The organism is Variovorax paradoxus (assembly GCF_030815975.1).
Taxonomy (GTDB): domain Bacteria; phylum Pseudomonadota; class Gammaproteobacteria; order Burkholderiales; family Burkholderiaceae_C; genus Variovorax; species Variovorax paradoxus_N.
The window spans coordinates 1,512,266-1,532,605 of record NZ_JAUSXL010000002.1; the positions used below are offsets into that span (position 1 = coordinate 1,512,266).

A 20,340-nucleotide genomic window follows, 5' to 3' on the forward strand; every position below is an offset into this window, starting at 1 on the left:
GACTCGCCAACTCTGCGAGTTGGGGCTTGCGCCCCTGAAAACAATAGGCCCCGTTTCTTGCGGCGGCGTGAAGCCCGGACTGTTCTTATCTGGGCTGGGACTCGACCTCGCGGGTCCAGCGGTCGATCAGCCGCTTGCGCTCGGCGGCCTTGCCGTATTTCTCGAAGTCGTACTTGATGAGCTTGACCTCGCTCATCGACGGAATGCGCGCATCGGGCTTGAAGGTCTTGTTGGCGGGCGACTGCAGGCTGCCGACCTGCCCGCCGATCGCCTGGCCGGCCGGGCTCATGAGCCAGTCGTAGTAGCGCTTCGCATTCTCCTTGTTGCGCGCGCCCTTGACCAGCGCGATGCCGCCCACCTCGTAGCCCGTGCCCTCGCAGGGCGCGGCCGTCTTGACCGGAAATTTGTCATAACGCCAGCGCTCGAACCCGAAGATGAAGCTCACGCCGATGGCCACCTCGCCCTTGGCCACGTTGGGTGCCTGCGCCTGGCCGCTGCGGGTGTAGCTGGTGACGTTGCGGTGCAGCTTCTTCAAATAGTCGAAGGCCGCGTCCTCGCCCATCTGCTGCACCAGGCCCGCGATGATGGTGTAGGCCGTGCCGCTCGAGGCCGGATGCGAGATCTCGATCTCGCCCCGGTATTCGGGCTTGGCGAGATCGGCCCAGCACTTGGGCTCGGGCAGCTTCTTCCGCTTGAGCAGCTCGGTGTTGAAGCCGAAGCCGATCGCGCTGGTGTAAAAGCCGCCCACCATGTTCTGCGACATGGCGTACTGGCGCACCGCCCAGTCGTGCAGGTCGTTGATGTAGGCCGGCCGGTAGGGTTCGAGCAAGCCCTGTTCGGCGGCCTGCAGGAACGGGTCGCCGGTGCCGCCCCACCAGATGTCGGTCTTGGGGTTGGCGGCCTCGGCGCGCAGCTGGGCGCCGATCTCGCCGGTACCCTTGTGCGCCTGCTGCACCCGGATGCCGGTCTCGCGCGTGAAGGCGGCGGCCGCGGCTTCGCACCAGCCCGCGTCGGTGCTGCAGAGCGCGTTCACTGTGCCCTGTGCCGCGGCGCCCGGAGAAAAAAGGAAGGCCATGGCGCCCGCGCAGGCGGCAAGGGCCGCGACATTCCTCTGGACAAAGGGGCGCATGCGTTCTCCGGTAGATGTGCGACCCGAGGATAGCGGGCAAAGCCCCTCAGCGGGCCGCCAGCAGCGGCGGCAGGTGCTCGGCCAGCCAGTCGACCACCACGCGTGTCTTGTGGGGCAGGTAGCGGCTGCGCGAGCGGATGACGTTGAGCTCGAAGCCGAAGGGCCGCGGCTCCTCGAACACGCGCACCAGCGTGCCGGCCGCCAGCGCATCGGCCGCGAGCCAGGCCGGCAGGCGCGCCAGCCCCATGCCGCCGATGGCGGCTTCGAGCAGCACCTCGGCGCTGTCGCAGCGCAGCCGCGAGGGCAGCGCCACTTCGGCCAGCCGGCCTTCGGCGTCGTGAAAGCGCCAGGGCGAGATCTGCCCGTCGCGCGCATAGAACACGGCCTCGTGCGAGGACGAGGCCCGCAACTCGGCCACGCTGCCGGGGCGCCCGCGTTCGGCCAGGTAGGCCGGCGCGGCGCACAGCGCCATCCATTGCACGCCGACCGGCCGCGCGACCAGCTCGGCGCTGTCGGCCAGCTCGCCGCTGCGGATGGCCAGGTCCAGCCCGTCTTCGACCAGGTCGACGCGCCGGTCGTTGAAGGAAAGCTCCAGCGACAGCCCCGGATGTCGGCGCGCCAGCGCGAGCAGCAGCGGCCCGACCTTCAGCCGCCCCAGCATGGCCGGCATGCTCAGGCGCACCAGCCCGGCCGCGGTGCTGCGGGCGGCGTCGGTCATGGCTTCGGCGGCATCGAGCTCGGCCAGCACGCGCCGGCAGCGTTCGTAATAGCCGTGGCCTTCCTCTGTGAGGCTCTGGCTGCGCGTGGTGCGCAGGAAAAGCCGCGTGCCCAGCCGCGCCTCCAACCGCGCAATGCTCTTGGCCACCGCGGAGCGCGTGACATGCAGCCGCTCCGCCGCACGCGCAAAGCTGCCGGCCTCCACCGCGGCCACGAACTCTTCGATGCCCTGGAGGCGTGGACTCATTGGGTACTTTCAGGCGCCATGAAGTTGAAAATTATCCGCCACTGGATAGATCGACTCGCCAATAGCATGAAAGCTCTTTTTTTCGTGGAGGCTTTTTTTCATGCAGGCAAGCAGAACGCTCAGGCGCTGGCAACTTTCTTCCTTCGGCCGCGAGCAGCTCGAACAGGTGGAGCTGCCGCTCCCCACGCCCGGCCCGGGGCAAGTCCTGGTGCAGGTGGGCGCGGTGTCGCTCAACTACCGCGACCTCCTGATGATCCGCGACGGCATGGGCATGAAGTTCGACATGCCCTTCACGCCCGGCTCCGACATGGCCGGCACGGTGGTCGCCGCGGGCCCCGGCGTGCAGCGCTTTGCCATCGGCGACCGCGTCATCAACACCTTCTGGGGTGGCTGGATCGACAGCCGCTGGCCGGCCGAGGCCGTGCCGATGGGCGGCCCCGGCCCGGGCATGCTGGCCTCGCACGTGCTGATCGACGCGGCCTGGGCCGTGGCCGCACCGGCCACGCTCGATTTCGCGCAGGCCAGCACGCTGCCCTGCGCCGGCCTCACGGCCTGGTTCGCGCTGGCCGAGACCGGCGCGCTGCGGCCCGGCCAGACCGTGCTGGTCCATGGCACCGGCGGCGTGGCGCTGTTCGGCGTGCAACTCGCGCGGCTGCATGGCGCGCGCGCCATCGTGGTCACGGGCAGCGAGGAGAAGCGAGCGCAGACGCTGGCGCTGGGCGCCACCGAGGTGCTGATGCGAGACAGCGACTGGCCGGCCGAAGTGCGCCGTCTCACGCAGGGCCGCGGCGCCGATCACGTGCTCGAGCTCGCGAGCGGACCCAACCTCGACCGTTCGCTGCAGGCGCTGGCGCAGGGCGGGCGCGTGTCGATCATCGGCATGCTCGGCGGCGAGACGCTCAGCGCGTCGTACTACGCGGTGGTGCTCGGCCGCGTCACGGTGCAGGGCATTGGCGTGGGCCACCGGCGCGCGCTCGAAGACCTGGTGCGCGCCGTCGACGTCAATGCGCTCGAACCCGTGATCGCGGCGCACTACGCCTTCGATGCCTTGCCCGACGCGCTCGACCATCTCGCGCGCGGCGCCTTCGGCAAGATCGTCGTCATGCCCTGACGAAGCCCTTTAGCGCTTTACGCAACGCGTGTCAGAAACAAAAGACCGCTGATCTGTGAACAGGTTCCGCCAGGTGCAACAACATGCGTGACGCATGCTGTTTCCATTCCTAGAATCCGCCCGCGCTTGGCCCGGGGCTGCGCATTTTTCTCAACTCTAGGACGAACGAAACAAGATGGAACATAGCACCTACAAAAAGTGGTCGGCCGAGTTCATTGGTACTTTCTGGCTCACGCTGGGCGGCTGCGGAAGCGCGGTCCTCGCGGCGGCCTTTCCCAACAACCTGGGCATCGGCTTCCTGGGCGTTTCGCTGGCGTTCGGCCTGACGGTGGTGACCGGTGCCTATGCGCTCGGCCCGATCTCGGGCGGCCACTTCAATCCTGCGGTGTCGATCGGCCTCGCGGCCGCGGGGCGCTTCAAGGCCTCGCAGCTCGCGGGCTACATCGTCTCGCAGGTGCTGGGTGCGATTGCGGCGGCCGGCGTGCTCTACCTGATTGCCACCGGCAAGCCCGGCGCCGACATCGGCGGCTTCGCCACCAACGGCTTCGGCGAGCACTCGCCCGGCAAGTACGGCATGACCGCCGCGCTGGTGTGCGAGGTGGTGATGACCGCGGTGTTCCTGATCGTGATTCTCGGCGCCACCGCCAAGCGCGCGGCCGGCGGCTTCGCGGGCCTGGCGATCGGCCTGTGCCTCACGCTGATCCACCTGATCTCCATTCCGGTGACCAACACCTCGGTCAATCCGGCGCGCAGCACGGGCCCGGCGCTGTTCGGCCCGTCCTACGCGGTGTCGGAGCTGTGGCTGTTCTGGGCCGCGCCCATTGCGGGTGCGATCATCGGCGCGCTGATCTACCGCGCGCTGCTCGCGAACAGCGACGACTGATCAGCTGCCGCTGGCCGACTGCACGAGCGGCAGCGAGGTCGACTGCCCGATCGACTCGGTGCCCGTCGCATGCGAGGCCGCATAGGCGCCGGCCTGCACGTCGGATACCGGCGTCGTCGAGTTCATGGCCGGCGCGCTGGTCGACTGGCCGATCGACTCGGTGCCGCTGGGCCGCGCGGCGGCCATTGCGCCGGCCTGCACGTCGGGGTTCTCGGGCGAATTCATCTGCAGCGGGTGATAGTCCGAGCCGTCGGTGGTTTCGGCCAACGCATTCACGGCACCGAGCGCCGCGAACGCAGCGAAGGAACCAAGGGCAAGAAGCTTGAAGGAAGTGCGCATGGCGTGTGCTCCTGAATAGTTTGTTCCCGGCCGCGTGCCATCGCGCGAACTGCGCGTGGCAGGGCCTGCATGCACTCTAGGCAGCCGGTCTGAGCGGGCCGTGAGCAGGAAATTAGCTTGGCGTGAGCGGCGCCGGTGTCGCCGGAAGATGCACCCGCGCCAGCAGCCCCGGCCCCTCGCCTTCTGCCTCGTCGCGGTTGCGCAGCTCGATGCGCAAACCATGCCGCTCGGCGGCCGTGCGCGCAATCGCCAGCCCGAGCCCGCTGCCGCCGGCCGGCGCGCCCGGCACGCGAAAGAAGCGGTCGAACACGCGGCCGATCGACGAGGCCGGAATGCCCGGCCCGTTGTCGAGCACGTCGACCACCGCATGCCCGTCGACCTCGTGCAGCCGCACATCGACCACGCCGCCTTCGGGCGCATAGCGCAGCGCGTTGTCGATCAGGTTGTCGAACACGCTGCGCAGCTCGGCGGCCGGCGCCTGCACCACGGGCGCGATCGAGCCCTCGAAGCCGATGTCCACGCGGCGTGCGTCGGCCAGCACCATCAGCTGGCTCACGCTCTCGCGCAGCAGGGTCTCGATGTCGACCGGCTCGCGCGACGCGGGACGGCCCGGCGCGTCCTGCCGCGAGAGGCTCAGCAGCTGTTCGATCAGGTGCTGCGCGCGCGTGACGCCGGCTTCGAGCTGGTTGAAGCGCTCGGTGGCTTCGCCGGCCGGTACGTGCGCGCGCAGGTTTTCGATCTGCAGGCCGATCGCGGCCATCGGCGTGCGCAGCTCGTGGGCCGCGTCCTGCACGAAGCGGCGCTGCGTGGCGAAGGCGCTGCGCACGCGCGACAGCAGATGGTTGAACGCGTGGACCAGCGGCGCGATCTCGTCCGGCACGCGCGCCAGCGACAGCTCGGTGGGGCTGCGCTCGTCCTGCGAGGCCACGTCGCGCGCCACCGCGCGCAGCGAGCGCGAGGCCGCCGACACGATGAGCCAGAGGATCAGCAAGGCCAGCGGCAGCAGCAGCGCAATCGGCAGGCCTTCGAGCAGCGCGCGGCGCAGCGCCCGGCGCCGGCGGTAGTCCTCGTTCTGCAGCACCTGCACGCGCGGCTGGTCGGCGCGCGGCCCGGGCTCGGCGGTGAACACGCGCCAGCGCGAAGGCGTGGGCGCATCGGTGCGCGCGTCGCTGAAACCCGGCTGCGTCTGCAGCGGCACCACGGCCAGCGGCGGCCAGGAGCTCGCGCGCAGCGCGCGGCCGTCGGCGCTCCAGATCTGCACCACGAAGGCGCCGCGCACGAGGGCGGCATGGCCGTCGAGCAGGCGCGGGCTGCGGGGCGGGTCGCTGCCCGCATAGGAATCGGCCACCAGCCGCATCTGCTCGTCCAGCGCGTTGTGCACCAGGTCGCCATACGCCACGAAGGTGAACCACGCCGTGAGCGCCGCCGCCACCAGGTGCAGCGTGACGAGCCAGAACAAGAGCTGCGTGCGCAGCGAGCGCGGGCGCCACCAGCGGCCGCCGCGCAAGGTCATTGGCAAACCTTCGTGCTTCGCACTGCGGTGCGAGCTTGCCTGGGTGCGCTCATGCCGCAACGCGCCAGCCGAGCCCGCGCACGTTGCGGATCGAATCGGCGCCGAGCTTGCGGCGCATGCCGTGGATCAGCACGTCGATGGCGTTGCTGGTCACTTCCTCGCCCCAGCCGTAGATGCGGTTCTCGAGCTGCTCGCGCGAGAGGATGGCGCCGGGCCGCTCGAGCAGGGCGTGCAGCAGCGCGAACTCGCGCGCGGTGAGCGCCTCGCGCGCGCCGCCAACCAGCACCTCGCGCGTGGTGAGGTCCAGCTGCATCGTGCTGCCGCCGATCAGCGAATGCGCGGCGCCGTCGCGCCGGCGCACCACGGCCCGCATGCGCGCGAGCAATTCGCGGAATTCGAAGGGCTTGAGCAGATAGTCGTCGGCGCCCAGGTCGAGGCTGTGGATGCGGTCGTCCAGGCCGTCGCGCGCGGTGAGCACCAGCACCGGCGTGGCGTCGCCGCGTTCGCGGGCTCGGCGCAGCACCTCGGTGCCGTCCTGCCGCGGCAGGCCCAGGTCGAGCAGCACGCAGGTGTAGCCGCCATCGCCCAGCGCGCTTTGCGCCAGTTCGCCGTCGCGCACCCAGTCGGCCGACCAGCCCGCGCCCTCGAGCGCCTGCTTCAGGCTGCGCCCGATCATCTCGTCGTCTTCCACCAGCAGCACACGCATCGCGTCGACTCCTTGGGCGCCAAGGTAGCACGCGATCGGGATGACCGGTAGTGCCCTGCGCCGCGGCGCAGCGTAGGGGCGAAGTCTTAGACGCAGCTTAGGCGCCGTGCGGCCAGCAGGGTCACAGCACGCGCACGTCGTGCCGCTCCTCCTCGCCATCCGCTGCAAAGGCCAGCAGCCGCATGCCCTCTTCTTCCACGCCGAGCCGATCGGCCTTCGACCAGCGCGTGAAGGGCTCCAGCACCACCGTGGCCGCATTGTTCTTCGCCCGCTCGATCTTCCAGATGCCCGCGACGAAACCGTCGAGCAGCACCGTGCCGCGCACGATGCCGTTGGCGGTGAACACGCGCGCGCGGTGCACCTCGCTCATCACGCGGCTGCGGTCGACATGCGAGAGCAGCAGGTTGTCCCATTCGGCGACCAGGCGCGGTGGCGCGGGCGTGTCGGGCCCCGGGGCGCGGCGCGCGCGGCAGGTCGAACAGCTCCTGGCCCTGCTCGCCGGTGAAGATGCGCAGCTGCGGCCGCAGGCGCTCGGCCACGGCCTTCCAGCCCGTGAGGCCCGACCATGCGCCCGCATCGGCGAGCGTGGCGGGGCCGAAGGCCGCCAGGTAGCGCAACAGTAGCTCGTCCTGCGTGGCGGCCGCGGCATCGGCGGCGGATTCGCCGAGCCACTGTGCGATGGGCTGCAGCCCTGCGCTCTGGTGCGAGTTCCAGCTGCCCGCGGGTGGCAGGTGCACCAGCGGCACGCTGTTGCGGATGAGTGCGGCGAGCGAGGCGGGCTCGCGGTCTTTCCAGCGCGCCGCAAGGGCCTGGCCGAGCTCGGAACTGGTGAGCGGGCCTTCGCGCAGCAGCGCCCGGCCCGCCTCCACCACGGCCGCGCGATCGATGCCCTCGAGCGCCCGTGCGTGGCTGCTGCCCTGCAATCCGCGCTGATGCACGGGTTCGAGCAGCGGCCGCCAGGCCAGCGCATCGGATGCGGCCATCAGGTGCAGGGTCGCGCGCATGGTCGACATGCGCACGACGCGGCGCTTCTTCATGGCCTCGGTCAACTGCTCGCGGCGGAATCCTTCGAGCCGGCTCCACAGGCCGATGTAAGGCGGGTTCGGCGCCTGCGCCTGCAGCCCCGCTAGCTTTTCGATGGCCTGCGCGGCGGTCGCCTTGCGCCGCTCCAGCAGCATCTGCCGCGCCAGCGTGGCCCGGTTCAGTGCGCGCTGGCTCAGCACCACGGCCATCGGCGACGGCTCAGAACTTCTCGTGCGGACCGAGATAGCGCCACTGCCCCACCGGCAGGTTGCCGAGCATCACCTTGCCGATGCGCACGCGCTTCAGGCCCACCACCTTCAGGCCGACCAGCTCGCACATGCGGCGGATCTGGCGCTTCTTGCCTTCGGTGAGCACGAAGCGAAGCTGCTCGGGGTTCTGCCATTCGACCCGCGCCGGCTTGAGCGGCTGGCCGTCGAGGCTCAGGCCGTGGCGCAGCTTCGCGAGCAAGGCCGGCGGAAAGACCGCCTGCACGTTGGTGGTGACGGGATCGTCGTCGTCCATGCGCACCAACTGCCCGGTGGGCGCGGGCTGGCCCAGGCCGTGGTAGGCCACGCGCACGAGGTACTCCTTTTCCATCACCGAGTCTTCGCCGATCAGCTGGCGCGCGATGCGGCCGTCCTGCGTCATCACCAGCAGGCCGATCGAGTCGATGTCGAGCCGGCCGCAGGGCGCCAGGCCGCGCAGCTGGCTGGGGTTGAAGAAGAAGCGCGTGTTGTCCTCGGCCCAGCGGTTCTGCGGCGTGAACAGCGTCACCGCGGGCTCGTGGCCATCTTCGGCCTGCGCGCTCACGTAGCCGATGGGCTTGTTGATCAGGATGGTGACCTGTGTCGCCTGCTGGCCCTTGGCCGCCTTGTCGATCTCGACGCGGTCGGACGGCGTGACCTTGACGCCCATTTCGGCCGGTCGGCCGTTCACCTTCACCCAGCCGTTGGCGATCCATTCGTCGGCCTCGCGGCGCGAGCACATGCCGAGTTCGGCCATGCGTTTGTTGAGGCGGATCGGGGCGGGGGCGTCGGTCATGCGGGGGGCGCGGTCGGTTGATGGCAGGTCACGCCCGGTGAAGCGGTGCGCAGCCGCATTTTCGCTGATGGACGCCGCCTGCGGGATGTGTCGCAATGCATGGCGATAATGCGCGCCAATGGCCCGCCGACGGCCCCCACCCGCATGACCAAACTCCTGATCCTCAGCGTGAGCGCCGGCAACGGCCACGTGCGCGCAGCGCAAGCCCTCGAAGCCGCCGTGCAATCGACCCCGCCGCACACGGCGGTCCACATCGATGCCATGGCCCATGTGGCCGGCGGCTTCCGCAAGGTGTACACCGACTGGTACATCCAGCTCGTGAACCGCGCGCCCGAGCTGTGGTCGTACCTGCACCAGCGCTCCGATGCCACGCCGCACCACGCGCCTTCGCAGCGGCTGCGCCGCGGCATCGAGCGGCTGAGCACCGGCGCCCTGGTGCGCGAGATCCGCCGCGAAAATCCCGACGCCGTGATCTGCACCCACTTCCTGCCCGCCGAGCTGCTGATGCGCGAGCGCAACCGCGGCCGCATCGACTACCCCGTGTGGCTGCAGATCACCGACTACGACCTGCACAACATGTGGCTGGTGCCGGGCATGGCGGGCTACCTGGCCGCGACCGAGGAAGTGGCCTTCAGGCTGCGCGCGCGCGGCATTCCGGCCGAGCGCATCCATGTGACGGGCATTCCGGTGATGCCGGCCTTCTGCGAGCCCGACGCGCCGGCGCTCGCGCGCCATGCCTGCGCCACGGCGCTCGGCCTCGACCCCGCGCGGCCGGTGCTGCTGATGGCCTCGGGCGGCGCGGGTGTCGGCGACCTGGCGAGCATGGTCGAGCGCGTGCTTTCGCTCGGCGGCGTCAGCGGCTTGCAGGTGATCGCCGTGGCCGGCCGCAACGCCGAGGCCCACGGCAGGCTGCAGGCCCTGGCCGCCCGCCATCCGGGGCGCGTGGTGGCCATCGGCTTCACGAACGAGATGCACAAGCTCATGGCCGCGGCCGACCTGGTCGTGACCAAGCCCGGCGGGCTCACGGTGTCGGAGTGCCTCGCGCTCGGCAAGCCGATGCTGCTGATCTCGCCGATTCCGGGGCAGGAAGAACACAACGCCGGCTTCCTGATGGAAGAAGGCGCAGGCTGGCTCGCCTACGACGCCATCGGCCTCGACTACAAGGTGGCACGGCTGATGACCGACCCCGCCAAGCTCGCGGCCATGGCCGGGCGCAGCCGCGCGCTTGGCAAGCCGCGCGCGGCGGCCGCGGTGCTGCGCCACGTGCTGGGCGAAGCCGCATGACGGGCGCCGTGGAGAAAACGGGCGTGGCCCGCACGCTCGGCTACCTCGCATGGGTGGTGGTGATGGCCTTCTTCTTTGCCAACGCCGAGATCCAGATCGAAGGCGGCGCCGGCTGGGCCACCTCGCTGCCCACCTGGCGCATCGAGAACAGCATCTGGCTCGACCTCTTCTGGGGCGGGCGCGCGATGACCGGCTACCACGCCTGGGTCTTCACCTTCATGGTGCTGGTGTTCCTTGCGCCGCTGGCCTTCAACGGACGCTGGACCTGGCGCGATTTCGGACTGGCGGTGGCGGGCCTGATCGTGTTCTGGGTCTGCGAAGACTTCCTCTGGTTCATCATCAACCCGGCCTTCGGCTGGGCGCGCTTCAATGCGGTGGATGCGTTCTGGCACAAGCACTGGATCTGGGGCGCGCCGGTCGACTACTGGGGCGGCCTGGCGGTGGCCCTGCTGATTTTGGTGACGCGGCACTGGCGGCGGAAGAAATGACGAAGAACAGGAAGAAGCACAAGGCAGCGGCAGAAGACATCGCCGGCCCGCGCCCCGGCCACTGGGCCGATCCGCTGGGCGCATCGAAGGTCGAGAACCTGCACCGCATCACGCCCACGCTGTACCGCAGCGCGCAGCCGCGCATCGCCGACGTGGCGGCGCTGAAGGCGCTGGGCATCCGCACCATCGTGAGCCTGCGCTCCTTCAACGACGACCGGAAGGTGTTCGCGGGCAGCGGCATCCGCCTGGTGCGCGTACCGATCAACACCTGGTCGATCGACGACGCCAAGGTGCTGCGCGCGCTGGTGGCGATCCGAGAGGCCGAGAAGCAGGGGCCGGTGCTGATCCACTGCATGCACGGCGCCGACCGCACCGGCGTGGTCGCGGCGGCCTACCGCATGGCGGTGCAGGGCTGGGACAAGGAAAGCGCGCGCCTGGAGATGCTGCGCGGCGGCTACGGCTACCACACGCTGTGGCGCAACATTCCGCGCTACATCGAGCGCTTCGATCCGCAGAAGATGGGCCATGCGCTGGCCCACGCGCCGGCGATTCCCGTGGTGTCCTGAAGGCGTCTGCAGCTTTCGCGCGCCGCTCCTATACTGGCCGCCCCGTGGCCCCGGGCCACCTTCGAACCTGCCTCCTTGACGAGGCACAAGGGGCTCATCCATGGCACTGCAACTGCGCTCCCTCATCCGCGCGAACGGCGAACTTGAACTCTCGCTGCACGACGAACCGATTCCCGAGCCGCAGGCGCACGAAGTCGTGATCCGTGTCGAGGCCTCGCCGATGAATCCGTCGGACCTGGGCCTGCTGTTCGGCGCGGCCGACCTGGGCACCGCCAAGGCCTCCGGCACGCCAGAGCGGCCCATCGTGACGGCCACCGTGCCCGAGCGCGCCATGCCGGCGATGGCCGGGCGGCTGGACCAGTCGATGCCGGTCGGCAACGAAGGCGCCGGCGTGGTGGTCAAGGCCGGTTCGTCGCCCGCGGCGCAGGCGCTGCTGGGCAAGACGGTGGCCGCGATCGGCGGCGCGATGTATTCGCAGTACCGCGCGGTGGCCGCGGCCCAGTGCCTGGAACTGCCCGCGGGCACGGCACCGGCCGAAGGCGCATCATGCTTCGTGAACCCGCTCACTTCGCTGGGCATGGTCGAGACGATGCGGCGCGAAGGCCACAAGGCCCTGGTGCACACCGCCGCCGCCTCCAACCTGGGCCAGATGCTCAACAAGATCTGCCTGAAGGACGGCATCGCGCTGGTCAACATCGTGCGCAAGCCCGAGCAGGAAGCGCTGCTGCGCGGCATCGGCGCAAAGTACGTGTGCAACGCGAGCTCGCCCACTTTCCTCGAAGACCTGACGCAGGCCCTGGTCGAGACGGGCGCCACGCTGGCCTTCGACGCCACGGGCGGCGGCAAGCTCGCGGGCCAGATCCTCGGTTGCATGGAAGCGGCGCTGAACCGCACCGCCAAGGAATACAGCCGCTACGGCTCGGCCACGCACAAGCAGGTCTACATCTACGGCGGCCTGGACCGCTCGCCGACGGAGTTCGTGCGCAACTTCGGCATGGCGTGGGGCATGGGCGGGTGGTTGCTGTTCCCGTTCCTGCAGAAGCTCGGGGATGAAGGTGTGCAGCGGTTGAAGGCGCGCGTGGTGGCGGAGTTGAAGACGACGTTTGCGAGCCATTACACGCGCGAGGTTTCGTTGTTCGAGGCGCTGCAGCTCGATGCGATCGGGGTGTATGGGAAGCAGGCGACGGGGGAGAAGTTCTTGTTGAATCCGAACAAGGGCGTGGCGGCTTGAATGCCGCGGCCCTCACCCTAACCCTCTCCCGGAGAGAGAGGGGACAAGACGGGGCGGTGATGGGTCGGGCTGTTGCTCCCTCTCCCTCCGGGAGAGGGCTGGGGTGAGGGCTCTGTGCCACCGAAAAAGCGCGGCGTCAGCAAGCTAAACCACCAACCGATACCCCACAGCCGTTTCAGTCAACAAATGCCGCGGCTGCGCCGGATCCGCTTCCAGCTTCTGCCGCAAATGCCCCATGTAGATGCGCAGGTAGTGGCTCTGGTCGGTATGCGACGGCCCCCACACCTCGCGCAGCAGCTGGCGCTGCGTGAGCACGCGGCCGGCGTTGGCGACGAGCACTGAAAGCAGCCGGTACTCGGTCGGCGTCAGGTGCACCTCGGCGCCGGCGCGACGCACGATGCGCGCGGCGCGGTCCAGCTCGACCTCGCCGAAACGGAACACCGCTTCTGCCGTTTCGTCGCCGCCCGCCGCGCGGGGACGGCGCAAGTTGGCGCGCACACGCGCGAGCAGCTCGCCGGTGCCGAAGGGCTTGGTCAGGTAGTCGTCGGCGCCGGCATCGAGCGCGGCGATCTTGTCGGCCTCGTCGCTGCGCGCGGACAGCACGATGATCGGCACGGCCGACCAGCCCCGCACATCGCGGATCAGCGCCACGCCATCGCCGTCAGGCAGGCCCAGGTCGAGCACCAGCAGGTCGGGCTGGCGCGTGCCGGCCGCCGCCAGGCCATCACGCAGCGTGCCGGCCTCGTGCACCAGCCAGCCCTCGGCCTCGAGCGCGCCGCGCACGAAGCGCCGGATCTGCGGCTCGTCCTCGATCACGATGGCGGTGGGCGATGGCATGGGTTCAGAGTGGGGCTTCTTCGGCCGGTTCCGGTGGTTCCCGGCGCGGCAGGGTGACCATGAATTCTGCACCGCCGCCCTGCGCATTGGCCGCGGCAATCTCGCCGCCGTGCGCGCTCACCACGGCGCGGCAGATCGCGAGGCCCAGGCCAACGCCCGGCGTGGCCGATTCGGTGTCGCCGCGGGTGAACTTGTCGAACAGCCTCTGCTCGCGGCCCAAGAGCGCCGCGGGCAGGCCCGGGCCGTGGTCGCGCACCGTGAGCACCAGCTTGCCGGGCTCGGCCCGCGCGCCGACCACGATGGGCGGCGCGCCGTACTTGGTGGCGTTCTCGATCAGGTTGACCAGCACGCGCTCGATCAGCACGGCATCGAACTCGACCAGCGGAAGCCCGGGCTCGAGCGCGGTCTGCACCACGGTATGGCCGAGCGCAGTGCGCGCCGCGCGGATGGCCGAGCCGACCACCTCTTCCACCGACTGCCAGTCGCGCCGCAGGTTCACCGCGCCGCCCGCAATGCCGCTTTCGAGCCGCGCCATGTCGAGCAGGTTGTTGACCAGCGCATGCAGCTCGTGCGCCTGCGCCACGATGGCGCGCGCCGCTTCGGCATGCGCCTCGGGCGGCAGCGTCTGGAGCGATTCGGCCAGCGCGATCAATGCGGTGAGCGGCGTGCGCACGTCGTGCGAGATGGCGCCCAGCAGCGCGTTGCGCAGGCGCTCCGACTCCATCTCGACCACCGCCTGCTGCGCCACCTCCACGTAGTGCACGCGCTCCAGCGCAATCGCGATCTGCCGCGCGAGCGTGTCGAGCTGCTGCGCCTGTTCCGGTATCAGCAGCCAGCGCGGCTGCGACGGCGAAAGCGCGAGCACGCCACGCACGCGCATCGGCGCCTGCAGCGGCACGTAGTGCCAGGGCTGGGCCGCCAGCGTGGCGGTGGCGAGGCCCGCGGGCTGGCCGTGGCGGAAGGCCCAGTCGGCCACCTGCGCATCGAAGCCCTCGGGCGGGCGCTCGGGCAGCACGAGCTGATCGGCCGCATCGGTGACCAGCACCAGCGCCTGGCCGCCGAAGTGCCCCTGCACGGCGGCGGCGCCCAGCGCCACCACCTGCGCGCTTTCCAGCGCGGCCGAGAGTTCGCGCGTGAGCTCGAACAGCGAGCGTGCCCGCCGTTCGCGGCTGGTCGAGACACCGGCCGCAAAGCGCAGCCCCGCCATCAGCTGGCCCACGAGCAGGCCCACGCCGAGCATGATCGCGAAGGTCAGCACGTACTGCACGTCGCTCACCGCGAACGACAGGCGCGGCGGCACGAAGAAATAGTCGAACGCCGCCACGTTGAGCAGGGCCGCGAGCGCCGAGGGCCCGCGGCCGAAGCGCATGGCGACGCCGACCACGCCCAGCATGAACAGCATCACGATGTTGGACAGTTCGAGCACGCGGGCCAGCGGCGTACAGACCAGCGTGAGCACGACGCTCGCCGCCGTGGCCCAGGCATAGCCCGGCCAATGGACGGGGGCCTTCTCGTGGTCGTCGTCATCGGCGCGCGTGCCGTTGATGGACGCGCGCGCCAGGCGGCGCGAACTGTCGGCACGGCCGACTTCCATGATGTCGAGCGCGGGTGCGCGCCGGGCCAGCGCGCGCGAAAGCGGCATCGGTGCGGCGGGCCACCGGCGGCGCCATCCGCCGGCCGGCTCCGGGCGCCCCAGCACCAGCGTGGCGCAGTTGAGCCGCCGCGCCTGCTCGGCCAGTTGCTCCGCCACGTCGGAACCGGTCAGCACCGCGGTGGCCGCACCCAGTTCCTCGGCCAGCTTGAGCACCGCGAGGATGCGGTCGCGCTCCTCGGCGGCGAGCCGCTGCAGCCGCGGCGTCTCGACGTAGGCCGCGTGCCAGCGCACGTTGAGCTGGCCCGCGAGCCGCGCCGCGGTGCGCACCGTCTGCGCCGCGCCTTCGTGCGGACCGACGCACGCGAGGATCGCGCCCGAGGTGTTCCAGGCTTGCAGTTCGCCGCCCTGCCCGTCCTTTCCATGGCGGCCGGCCGCGCCCGACTGCTCGACGCGCCAGCCGCGCACGTCGTCTTCCACATGCTCGGCGGTGCGGCGCAGCGCAATCTCGCGCAGCGCGATCAGGTTGCCCTTGCGGAAGAAGTTCTGCGCGGCGCGCTCGGCCACGTTGTCGCCATGACGCGGCAAATACACCTTGCCGGCCGCAAGCCGCGCCGCGAGCTCGTCGGGCGTGACGTCGACCAGCACCACCTCGTCGGCTTCGTCCAGCACGGTGTCGGGCACGGTCTCGTGCACCCGCACGCCGGTGATGGCGCCGACGGTGCCGTTGAGGCTTTCGAGATGCTGCACATTGAGCGCCGACCAGACCTCGATGCCCGCGGCCAGCAGCTCCTGCACGTCCTGCCAGCGCTTGGCATGGCGCGATCCGGGCGCATTGGTGTGAGCCAGCTCGTCGACCAGCAGCACGGCCGGCTTGCGTGCGAGCGCGGCGTCGAGATCGAACTCGGCCAGCGTGCGGCCGCGGTGCTCCGCCTCGCGCAGCGGCAGCACGGCCAGCCCCGCGAGCAGCGCCGCGGTTTCGCTGCGGCCATGCGTTTCGGCCACGCCGACCAGCACGTCGCGCCCCGCGGCGCGCTCGCGCTGCGCGGCGCTCAGCATGGCCCAGGTCTTGCCGACGCCGGCACTCGCGCCGAAATAGATGCGCAGCTTGCCGCGCAGGGCGCGCGCCTCGTCGCTGCGCAATTGCGCAAGCAAGACATCGGGATCGGGGCGGGCGTCGGGCATGGCGGTGGTGGCTGCGCAGGTTAGCGCATCGAGGCGCCTTCATCGAGCGCGAGATTCAGCGCCAGCACATTGACGCGCGGCTCGCCCAGAAAACCCCAGAGCGGCGCTTGCGTATGGCCGGCGATCAGTGCCTTCACCTGCTCGAGCGGCAGGCCGCGCGCGCGTGCCACGCGCGCCGCCTGGTAGTGTGCGGCGGCGGGGCTGATGTCGGGGTCGAGCCCGCTGGCCGAGGCCGTGACCAGGTCGACCGGCACCGGCGCGGCATTGCCCGGGTCGGCGGCGCGCAGCGCCTCGATGCGCGCCTTGACCGCATCGGCCAGCGCCGGGTTGAGCGGCCCGAGGTTCGAGCCGCCCGAAGCGCTCGCGTTGTAGGGCTGCGGCGCGGTGGCCGAGGGCCGGCCCCAGAAGTGCCTCGGATCGCTGAAGTTCTGGCCGATCAGGCTGGAGCCCACGGTGGCGCCGTTGCGCACGACCAGGCTGCCGGCCGCCTGCGCGGGAAACAGCGCCTTGGCAGCGCCGGTGACGGCCAGCGGATAGACCAGGCCGGCGAGCGCGCCCAGCAGCGCGAAGAGCACGAGGGCGGGACGAATGACGTTGTTCATGGTGAAGAACTCCTCAGACCAGATGGACCGCGACCAGCAGCCAATCGATCAGCTTGATGCCGATGAAGGGAACGAGCAGGCCGCCGAGGCCGTAGATGGCCAGGTTGCGGCGCAGCAGCGCGGCCGCGCCCACCGGCCGGTAGCGCACGCCCTTGAGCGCGAGCGGAATCAAAAACACGATGACCAGCGCGTTGAAGATCACCGCCGACAGGATGGCCGACGACGGGCTCGCGAGCCGCATCACGTTGAGCGCGCCGAGCTGCGGGTAGGTCGAGACGAAGATCGCCGGAATGATCGCGAAGTACTTCGCCACGTCGTTGGCGATCGAGAAGGTGGTGAGCGAGCCGCGCGTCATCAGAAGCGCCTTGCCGGTTTCCACCACCTCGAGCAGCTTGGTCGGATTCGAATCCAGGTCGACCATGTTGCCGGCCTCCTTCGCGGCCTGCGTGCCGCTGCCCATGGCCACCGCCACGTCGGCCTGCGCGAGCGCGGGCGCGTCGTTGGTGCCGTCGCCGGTCATCGCGACCAGGCGGCCATCGGACTGGTACTTGCGGATCAGCGCGAGCTTGTCCTCGGGCGTGGCTTCGGCCAGGAAGTCGTCGACGCCGGCCTCGGCCGCAATGGCCGCGGCGGTGAGTTTGTTGTCGCCGGTGATCATCACCGTCTTGATGCCCATGCGGCGCAGCTCGGCAAAGCGCTCCTTGATGCCGGTCTTGACGATGTCCTTGAGCTCGACCACGCCGAGCACGCGGTTGCCCTCGGCCACGGCCAGCGGCGTGCTGCCGCGGCGCGCCGTTTCCTCGGCCGCGCGCAGCACCTCGGCGGGCATGCTGCCGCCCAGCGATTCGACATGCCGGCGGACCGCATCGACCGCGCCCTTGCGCAGCAGCACCGCGTCGGCATCGAGGCTGTGGGGTGCGGCCGGCAGGTCGACGCCGCTCATGCGCGTCTGCGCGGTGAACGGAATGAAGCGCGCGCCTTCGACCGGTGCGGCCTCCAGTCCGTCGCGGCGCGCAAGATCGACGATGCTGCGCCCCTCGGGCGTCTCGTCGGCCAGCGAGGCGAGCATCGCGGCGCGCGCGAGGCGGCCCTTCGGCACGCCGGGCGCGGGCAGGAAGGCACTGGCCTGGCGGTTGCCGTGCGTGATGGTGCCGGTCTTGTCGAGCAGCAGCACATCGACGTCGCCGGCCGCCTCCACCGCGCGGCCCGAGGTGGCGATCACGTTGGCCTGCATCATGCGGCTCATGCCGGCCACGCCCACGGCCGAGAGCAGGCCGCCGATGGTGGTCGGGATCAGGCACACCAGCAGCGCCACCAGCGCGGTGAGCGACACCACGGTGCCCGCACCCGCAGCCTCGACGCTGAACACCGAGAACGGCAGCAGCGTGACGGTGACCATCAGGAACACCAGCGTCAGCGCCACCAGCAGGATGGTGAGCGCGATCTCGTTGGGCGTCTTGTGGCGCTTGGCCGCCTCGACCATGCCGATCATGCGGTCGAGGAACGATTCGCCGGGGTTCACCGAGATGCGCACCACCAGCCAGTCGGACAGCACGCGCGTGCCGCCGGTCACGGCCGAGAAGTCGCCGCCCGACTCGCGCACCACCGGGGCCGATTCGCCGGTGATGGCGCTCTCGTCGACCGAGGCCACGCCTTCGATCACCTCGCCGTCGAGCGGGATCACGTCACCCGTCTCGACCAGCACCACGTCGCCCTTGCGCAGGTTCGGCGCCTGCTCCGGGAGCCACTGGCTTCCGTGGCGCGGCTCCTTGAGCTTCCTGGCCCAGGTGTCCTTGCGCAGGCCGCGCAGCGAAGCAGCCTGCGCCTTGCTGCGGCCCTCGGCCAGGGCTTCGGCGAAGTTGGCGAACAGCACGGTGAACCACAGCCAGATGGTGATGGCCAGCACGAAGGCGGGCTTCATGCCGGTGTCGCCGGGGAAGCTCAGCGAATGCACCCAGAGCAGCGTCGTGAGGATGCTGCCGATGTAGACGATGAACATCACCGGGTTGCGCCACTGCGTGCGCGGGTTCAGCTTGGCGAAGGCGCCCCACAGCGCGGGCTTGACCAGTGCCGCATCGAGCAGCGAGAGAGATGTCTTGGTATGAATCATGGTGCGCTCCTTCACTTCCAGAGCACAAGGTGTTCGACCACGGGCCCCAGGGCCAGTGCCGGCACGTAGTTGAGCAGGCCGACCAGCAGCACAGTGCCGATCAGCAGCGAGACGAACAGCGGCCCGTGCGTGGGCAGCGTGCCGCCGGTGACGGGCAGGCGCTGCTTGGCCGCGAGCGAACCGGCAATGGCCAGCACCGGCACGATCACCGCGAAGCGGCCGAGCCACATCGCAAGCGCGAGCAAACCGTTGTAGAACGGCGTGTTGGCCGAGAGCCCCGCGAAGGCGCTGCCGTTGTTGTTGGCGGCCGAGCTCAGCGCGTAGAGGATTTCGGAGAAGCCATGCGCGCCGGGGTTCGCGATGCCGGCTTTGCCGGCGCCGGCCAGCACCGCCACCGCCGTGTCGGCCAGCACCAGCACGGGCGTGACCAGGATGGTGATGGAGATCAGCTTCATCTCGCGCACCTCGACCTTCTTGCCCAGGTACTCGGGCGTGCGGCCGATCATCAGCCCCGCGATGAACACCGCGAGCATCGCGAAGACCAGCATGCCGTAGAGGCCGCTGCCCACGCCGCCGAACACCACTTCGCCCAGCTGCATCAGCACCATCGGCACCATGCCGCCGAGCGGCGAGAGCGAGTCGTGCATCGCAATCACCGCGCCGCACGAGGCGGCCGTGGTGATGGCGGCAAAGAGCGCCGAGGCATCGATGCCGAAGCGCACTTCCTTGCCCTCCATGTTGCCGCCGCTCTGCAACGCGCTCGACACCTGGTCGGCACCGAGCGCGCCGAAGAGCGGGTTGCCCGCCTGCTCTGCGGGCGTGATCACGATCACGGCAATGGCGAACATGACCGTCATCGCGGTGAGCACGGCCCAGCCCTGGCGCATGTCGCCGACCACGCGGCCGAACGCGAAGCACAGCGCCGCCGGAATCAGGAAGATCGCGAGCATCTGCAGCAGGTTGCTGAGCGCGGTCGGGTTCTCGTAGGGGTGCGCCGAGTTGGCGTTGAAGAAGCCGCCGCCGTTGGTGCCCAGCATCTTGATGGCCTCCTGCGAAGCGACCGGGCCCATGGCGAGCGTCTGCCCGCTGGCCGTGGCCTCGACGGTCTGCACGGTCTTGTAGGCATCGAAGTTCTGGATCACGCCCTGGCCCGCGAAGAACACCGCGAGCACGAAGGACAGCGGCACCAGCAGCCACAGCGTGATGCGCGTGAGGTCGACCCAGAAGTTGCCGACCAGGCCCTTGCCTTTGCCGTCTCCGCGCCGCGCGAAGCCGCGTATCAGCGCGAAAGCCACCGCGATGCCCGTGGCGGCCGAGAAGAAGTTCTGCACCGTGAGACCGAGCATCTGCGTGAGATAGCTCATGGTCGACTCGCCGGCATAGCCCTGCCAGTTGGTGTTCGAGACAAAGCTCACCGCGGTGTTGAAGGCCGAGTCGGGCGACACGGCCGCCATGCCCGCGGGGTTCAGCGGCAGCCAGCCCTGCAGGCGCTGCAGCGCGTAGAGAAAGATCGCACCGATGGCGTTGAATGCCAGCAGCGCGAGCGCATAGCGCAGCCAGTGCATCGATTGCTCGGGGCGGGTACCCGCGAGCCTGTAGAGCGGCGCCTCGACGCGCTGCATCCAGTGCGGCACGCGCTCGTCGCAGAGCGCGGCAAGGAATTTGCCGACGGGCCACGCCAGCACCAGCAGCGCGGCCAGGAAAAGGGCCAGCAGGCCCCAGGCGGAAGAAGCCATC

Annotated in this window: 18 protein-coding genes and 1 pseudogene; 6 read left to right on the forward strand and 13 right to left on the reverse strand. The window is 70.1% G+C overall.

Annotated elements, in window-relative coordinates; genetic code table 11:
- Positions 1-85: 85 nt before the first annotated feature.
- Together QFZ47_RS10905 and QFZ47_RS10910 are read right to left on the reverse strand one after the other, a co-directional pair.
- Complete coding sequence (locus QFZ47_RS10905) at positions 86-1,129, reverse strand: ABC transporter substrate-binding protein (RefSeq protein ID WP_307655649.1); 1,044 nt, start codon at positions 1,127-1,129, stop codon at positions 86-88.
- Positions 1,130-1,175: 46 nt separating this feature from the next.
- Positions 1,176-2,093, reverse strand: a complete 918-nt coding sequence (locus tag QFZ47_RS10910) for a LysR substrate-binding domain-containing protein (RefSeq protein WP_307655650.1) — start codon at positions 2,091-2,093, stop codon at positions 1,176-1,178.
- A gap of 100 nt (positions 2,094-2,193) precedes the next feature.
- On the opposite strand from QFZ47_RS10910, the gene QFZ47_RS10915 reads away from it, so the two are divergent.
- The gene (locus tag QFZ47_RS10915; protein ID WP_307655651.1) at positions 2,194-3,204 is read left to right on the forward strand and encodes a zinc-dependent alcohol dehydrogenase family protein; all 1,011 of its coding nucleotides are present in this window, start codon (positions 2,194-2,196) and stop codon (positions 3,202-3,204) included.
- Between the two features lie 175 nt (positions 3,205-3,379).
- The gene (gene aqpZ / locus QFZ47_RS10920; RefSeq protein ID WP_307655652.1) at positions 3,380-4,087 is read left to right on the forward strand and encodes an aquaporin Z; all 708 of its coding nucleotides are present in this window, start codon (positions 3,380-3,382) and stop codon (positions 4,085-4,087) included.
- Here the strand turns inward: aqpZ and QFZ47_RS10925 are convergent, their stop codons facing one another.
- The 6 genes and pseudogenes from QFZ47_RS10925 to QFZ47_RS10950 form a co-directional block, all read right to left on the reverse strand.
- On the reverse strand, positions 4,088-4,426 hold the full coding sequence (locus QFZ47_RS10925; protein WP_307655653.1) for a hypothetical protein: 339 nt from the start codon (positions 4,424-4,426) through the stop codon (positions 4,088-4,090).
- 112 nt (positions 4,427-4,538) lie between these two features.
- The gene (locus QFZ47_RS10930; protein ID WP_307655654.1) at positions 4,539-5,939 is read right to left on the reverse strand and encodes a sensor histidine kinase; all 1,401 of its coding nucleotides are present in this window, start codon (positions 5,937-5,939) and stop codon (positions 4,539-4,541) included.
- 49 nt (positions 5,940-5,988) lie between these two features.
- Complete coding sequence (locus tag QFZ47_RS10935) at positions 5,989-6,645, reverse strand: response regulator (protein ID WP_307655655.1); 657 nt, start codon at positions 6,643-6,645, stop codon at positions 5,989-5,991.
- A 121-nt stretch (positions 6,646-6,766) separates the two neighbouring features.
- Positions 6,767-7,222 (reverse strand): DNA glycosylase AlkZ-like family protein, encoded by a 456-nt coding sequence (locus tag QFZ47_RS10940; RefSeq protein WP_307658926.1) that lies wholly within the window; start codon positions 7,220-7,222, stop codon positions 6,767-6,769.
- Positions 7,143-7,877: pseudogene (locus QFZ47_RS10945) on the reverse strand (winged helix DNA-binding domain-containing protein); the annotation flags it as partial. The gene QFZ47_RS10940 and the pseudogene QFZ47_RS10945, both read right to left, overlap by 80 nt.
- A 10-nt stretch (positions 7,878-7,887) precedes the next feature.
- Complete coding sequence (locus tag QFZ47_RS10950) at positions 7,888-8,709, reverse strand: pseudouridine synthase (protein ID WP_307655656.1); 822 nt, start codon at positions 8,707-8,709, stop codon at positions 7,888-7,890.
- 144 nt (positions 8,710-8,853) lie between these two features.
- Between QFZ47_RS10950 and QFZ47_RS10955 the strand changes: the two genes are divergently transcribed.
- The 4 genes from QFZ47_RS10955 (at position 8,854) to QFZ47_RS10970 (ending at position 12,278) form a co-directional block, all read left to right on the forward strand.
- The gene (locus QFZ47_RS10955) at positions 8,854-9,993 is read left to right on the forward strand and encodes an MGDG synthase family glycosyltransferase (protein ID WP_307655657.1); all 1,140 of its coding nucleotides are present in this window, start codon (positions 8,854-8,856) and stop codon (positions 9,991-9,993) included.
- Complete coding sequence (locus tag QFZ47_RS10960; RefSeq protein ID WP_307655658.1) at positions 9,990-10,481, forward strand: hypothetical protein; 492 nt, start codon at positions 9,990-9,992, stop codon at positions 10,479-10,481. Before QFZ47_RS10955 ends, QFZ47_RS10960 begins: the two co-directional genes overlap by 4 nt.
- Positions 10,478-11,047 (forward strand): dual specificity protein phosphatase family protein, encoded by a 570-nt coding sequence (locus tag QFZ47_RS10965; RefSeq protein WP_307655659.1) that lies wholly within the window; start codon positions 10,478-10,480, stop codon positions 11,045-11,047. The genes QFZ47_RS10960 and QFZ47_RS10965 overlap by 4 nt, the downstream gene beginning before the upstream one ends.
- Positions 11,048-11,147: 100 nt before the next feature.
- The gene (locus QFZ47_RS10970) at positions 11,148-12,278 is read left to right on the forward strand and encodes a zinc-binding dehydrogenase (protein ID WP_307655660.1); all 1,131 of its coding nucleotides are present in this window, start codon (positions 11,148-11,150) and stop codon (positions 12,276-12,278) included.
- Between the two features lie 144 nt (positions 12,279-12,422).
- Here the strand turns inward: QFZ47_RS10970 and kdpE are convergent, their stop codons facing one another.
- Genes kdpE through kdpA form a run of 5 tightly spaced genes read right to left on the reverse strand, consistent with a single transcriptional unit; the run spans position 12,423 to position 20,339 of the window.
- Positions 12,423-13,115 (reverse strand): two-component system response regulator KdpE, encoded by a 693-nt coding sequence (gene kdpE, locus QFZ47_RS10975; protein ID WP_307655661.1) that lies wholly within the window; start codon positions 13,113-13,115, stop codon positions 12,423-12,425.
- A gap of 4 nt (positions 13,116-13,119) precedes the next feature.
- A complete protein-coding gene (locus tag QFZ47_RS10980; RefSeq protein WP_307655662.1) occupies positions 13,120-15,891 on the reverse strand; it encodes a DUF4118 domain-containing protein in 2,772 nt (923 codons plus the stop codon).
- A 20-nt stretch (positions 15,892-15,911) separates the two neighbouring features.
- Positions 15,912-16,493 (reverse strand): potassium-transporting ATPase subunit KdpC, encoded by a 582-nt coding sequence (gene kdpC, locus QFZ47_RS10985; RefSeq protein ID WP_307655663.1) that lies wholly within the window; start codon positions 16,491-16,493, stop codon positions 15,912-15,914.
- Between the two features lie 13 nt (positions 16,494-16,506).
- Complete coding sequence (gene kdpB / locus QFZ47_RS10990) at positions 16,507-18,603, reverse strand: potassium-transporting ATPase subunit KdpB (protein ID WP_307655664.1); 2,097 nt, start codon at positions 18,601-18,603, stop codon at positions 16,507-16,509.
- Positions 18,604-18,614: 11 nt separating this feature from the next.
- Entirely contained in the window at positions 18,615-20,339 is a 1,725-nt protein-coding gene (kdpA, locus tag QFZ47_RS10995; RefSeq protein ID WP_307655665.1) for a potassium-transporting ATPase subunit KdpA, read from the reverse strand.
- Position 20,340 lies beyond the last annotated feature (1 nt).

Excerpts from the sequence above, each read along its gene's own strand:
- QFZ47_RS10905 (WP_307655649.1), bottom strand. The coding sequence starts at position 1,129 with ATGCGCCCCTTTGTCCAGAGGAATGTCGCGGCCCTTGCCGCCTGCGCG.
- QFZ47_RS10910 (WP_307655650.1), bottom strand. The coding sequence starts at position 2,093 with ATGAGTCCACGCCTCCAGGGCATCGAAGAGTTCGTGGCCGCGGTGGAG.
- QFZ47_RS10915 (WP_307655651.1), top strand. The coding sequence starts at position 2,194 with ATGCAGGCAAGCAGAACGCTCAGGCGCTGGCAACTTTCTTCCTTCGGC.
- aqpZ (WP_307655652.1), top strand. The coding sequence starts at position 3,380 with ATGGAACATAGCACCTACAAAAAGTGGTCGGCCGAGTTCATTGGTACT.
- QFZ47_RS10925 (WP_307655653.1), bottom strand. The coding sequence starts at position 4,426 with ATGCGCACTTCCTTCAAGCTTCTTGCCCTTGGTTCCTTCGCTGCGTTC.
- QFZ47_RS10930 (WP_307655654.1), bottom strand. The coding sequence starts at position 5,939 with ATGACCTTGCGCGGCGGCCGCTGGTGGCGCCCGCGCTCGCTGCGCACG.
- QFZ47_RS10935 (WP_307655655.1), bottom strand. The coding sequence starts at position 6,645 with ATGCGTGTGCTGCTGGTGGAAGACGACGAGATGATCGGGCGCAGCCTG.
- QFZ47_RS10940 (WP_307658926.1), bottom strand. The coding sequence starts at position 7,222 with ATGCGGGCGCATGGTCGGGCCTCACGGGCTGGAAGGCCGTGGCCGAGC.
- QFZ47_RS10950 (WP_307655656.1), bottom strand. The coding sequence starts at position 8,709 with ATGACCGACGCCCCCGCCCCGATCCGCCTCAACAAACGCATGGCCGAA.
- QFZ47_RS10955 (WP_307655657.1), top strand. The coding sequence starts at position 8,854 with ATGACCAAACTCCTGATCCTCAGCGTGAGCGCCGGCAACGGCCACGTG.
- QFZ47_RS10960 (WP_307655658.1), top strand. The coding sequence starts at position 9,990 with ATGACGGGCGCCGTGGAGAAAACGGGCGTGGCCCGCACGCTCGGCTAC.
- QFZ47_RS10965 (WP_307655659.1), top strand. The coding sequence starts at position 10,478 with ATGACGAAGAACAGGAAGAAGCACAAGGCAGCGGCAGAAGACATCGCC.
- QFZ47_RS10970 (WP_307655660.1), top strand. The coding sequence starts at position 11,148 with ATGGCACTGCAACTGCGCTCCCTCATCCGCGCGAACGGCGAACTTGAA.
- kdpE (WP_307655661.1), bottom strand. The coding sequence starts at position 13,115 with ATGCCATCGCCCACCGCCATCGTGATCGAGGACGAGCCGCAGATCCGG.
- QFZ47_RS10980 (WP_307655662.1), bottom strand. The coding sequence starts at position 15,891 with ATGCCCGACGCCCGCCCCGATCCCGATGTCTTGCTTGCGCAATTGCGC.
- kdpC (WP_307655663.1), bottom strand. The coding sequence starts at position 16,493 with ATGAACAACGTCATTCGTCCCGCCCTCGTGCTCTTCGCGCTGCTGGGC.
- kdpB (WP_307655664.1), bottom strand. The coding sequence starts at position 18,603 with ATGATTCATACCAAGACATCTCTCTCGCTGCTCGATGCGGCACTGGTC.
- kdpA (WP_307655665.1), bottom strand. The coding sequence starts at position 20,339 with ATGGCTTCTTCCGCCTGGGGCCTGCTGGCCCTTTTCCTGGCCGCGCTG.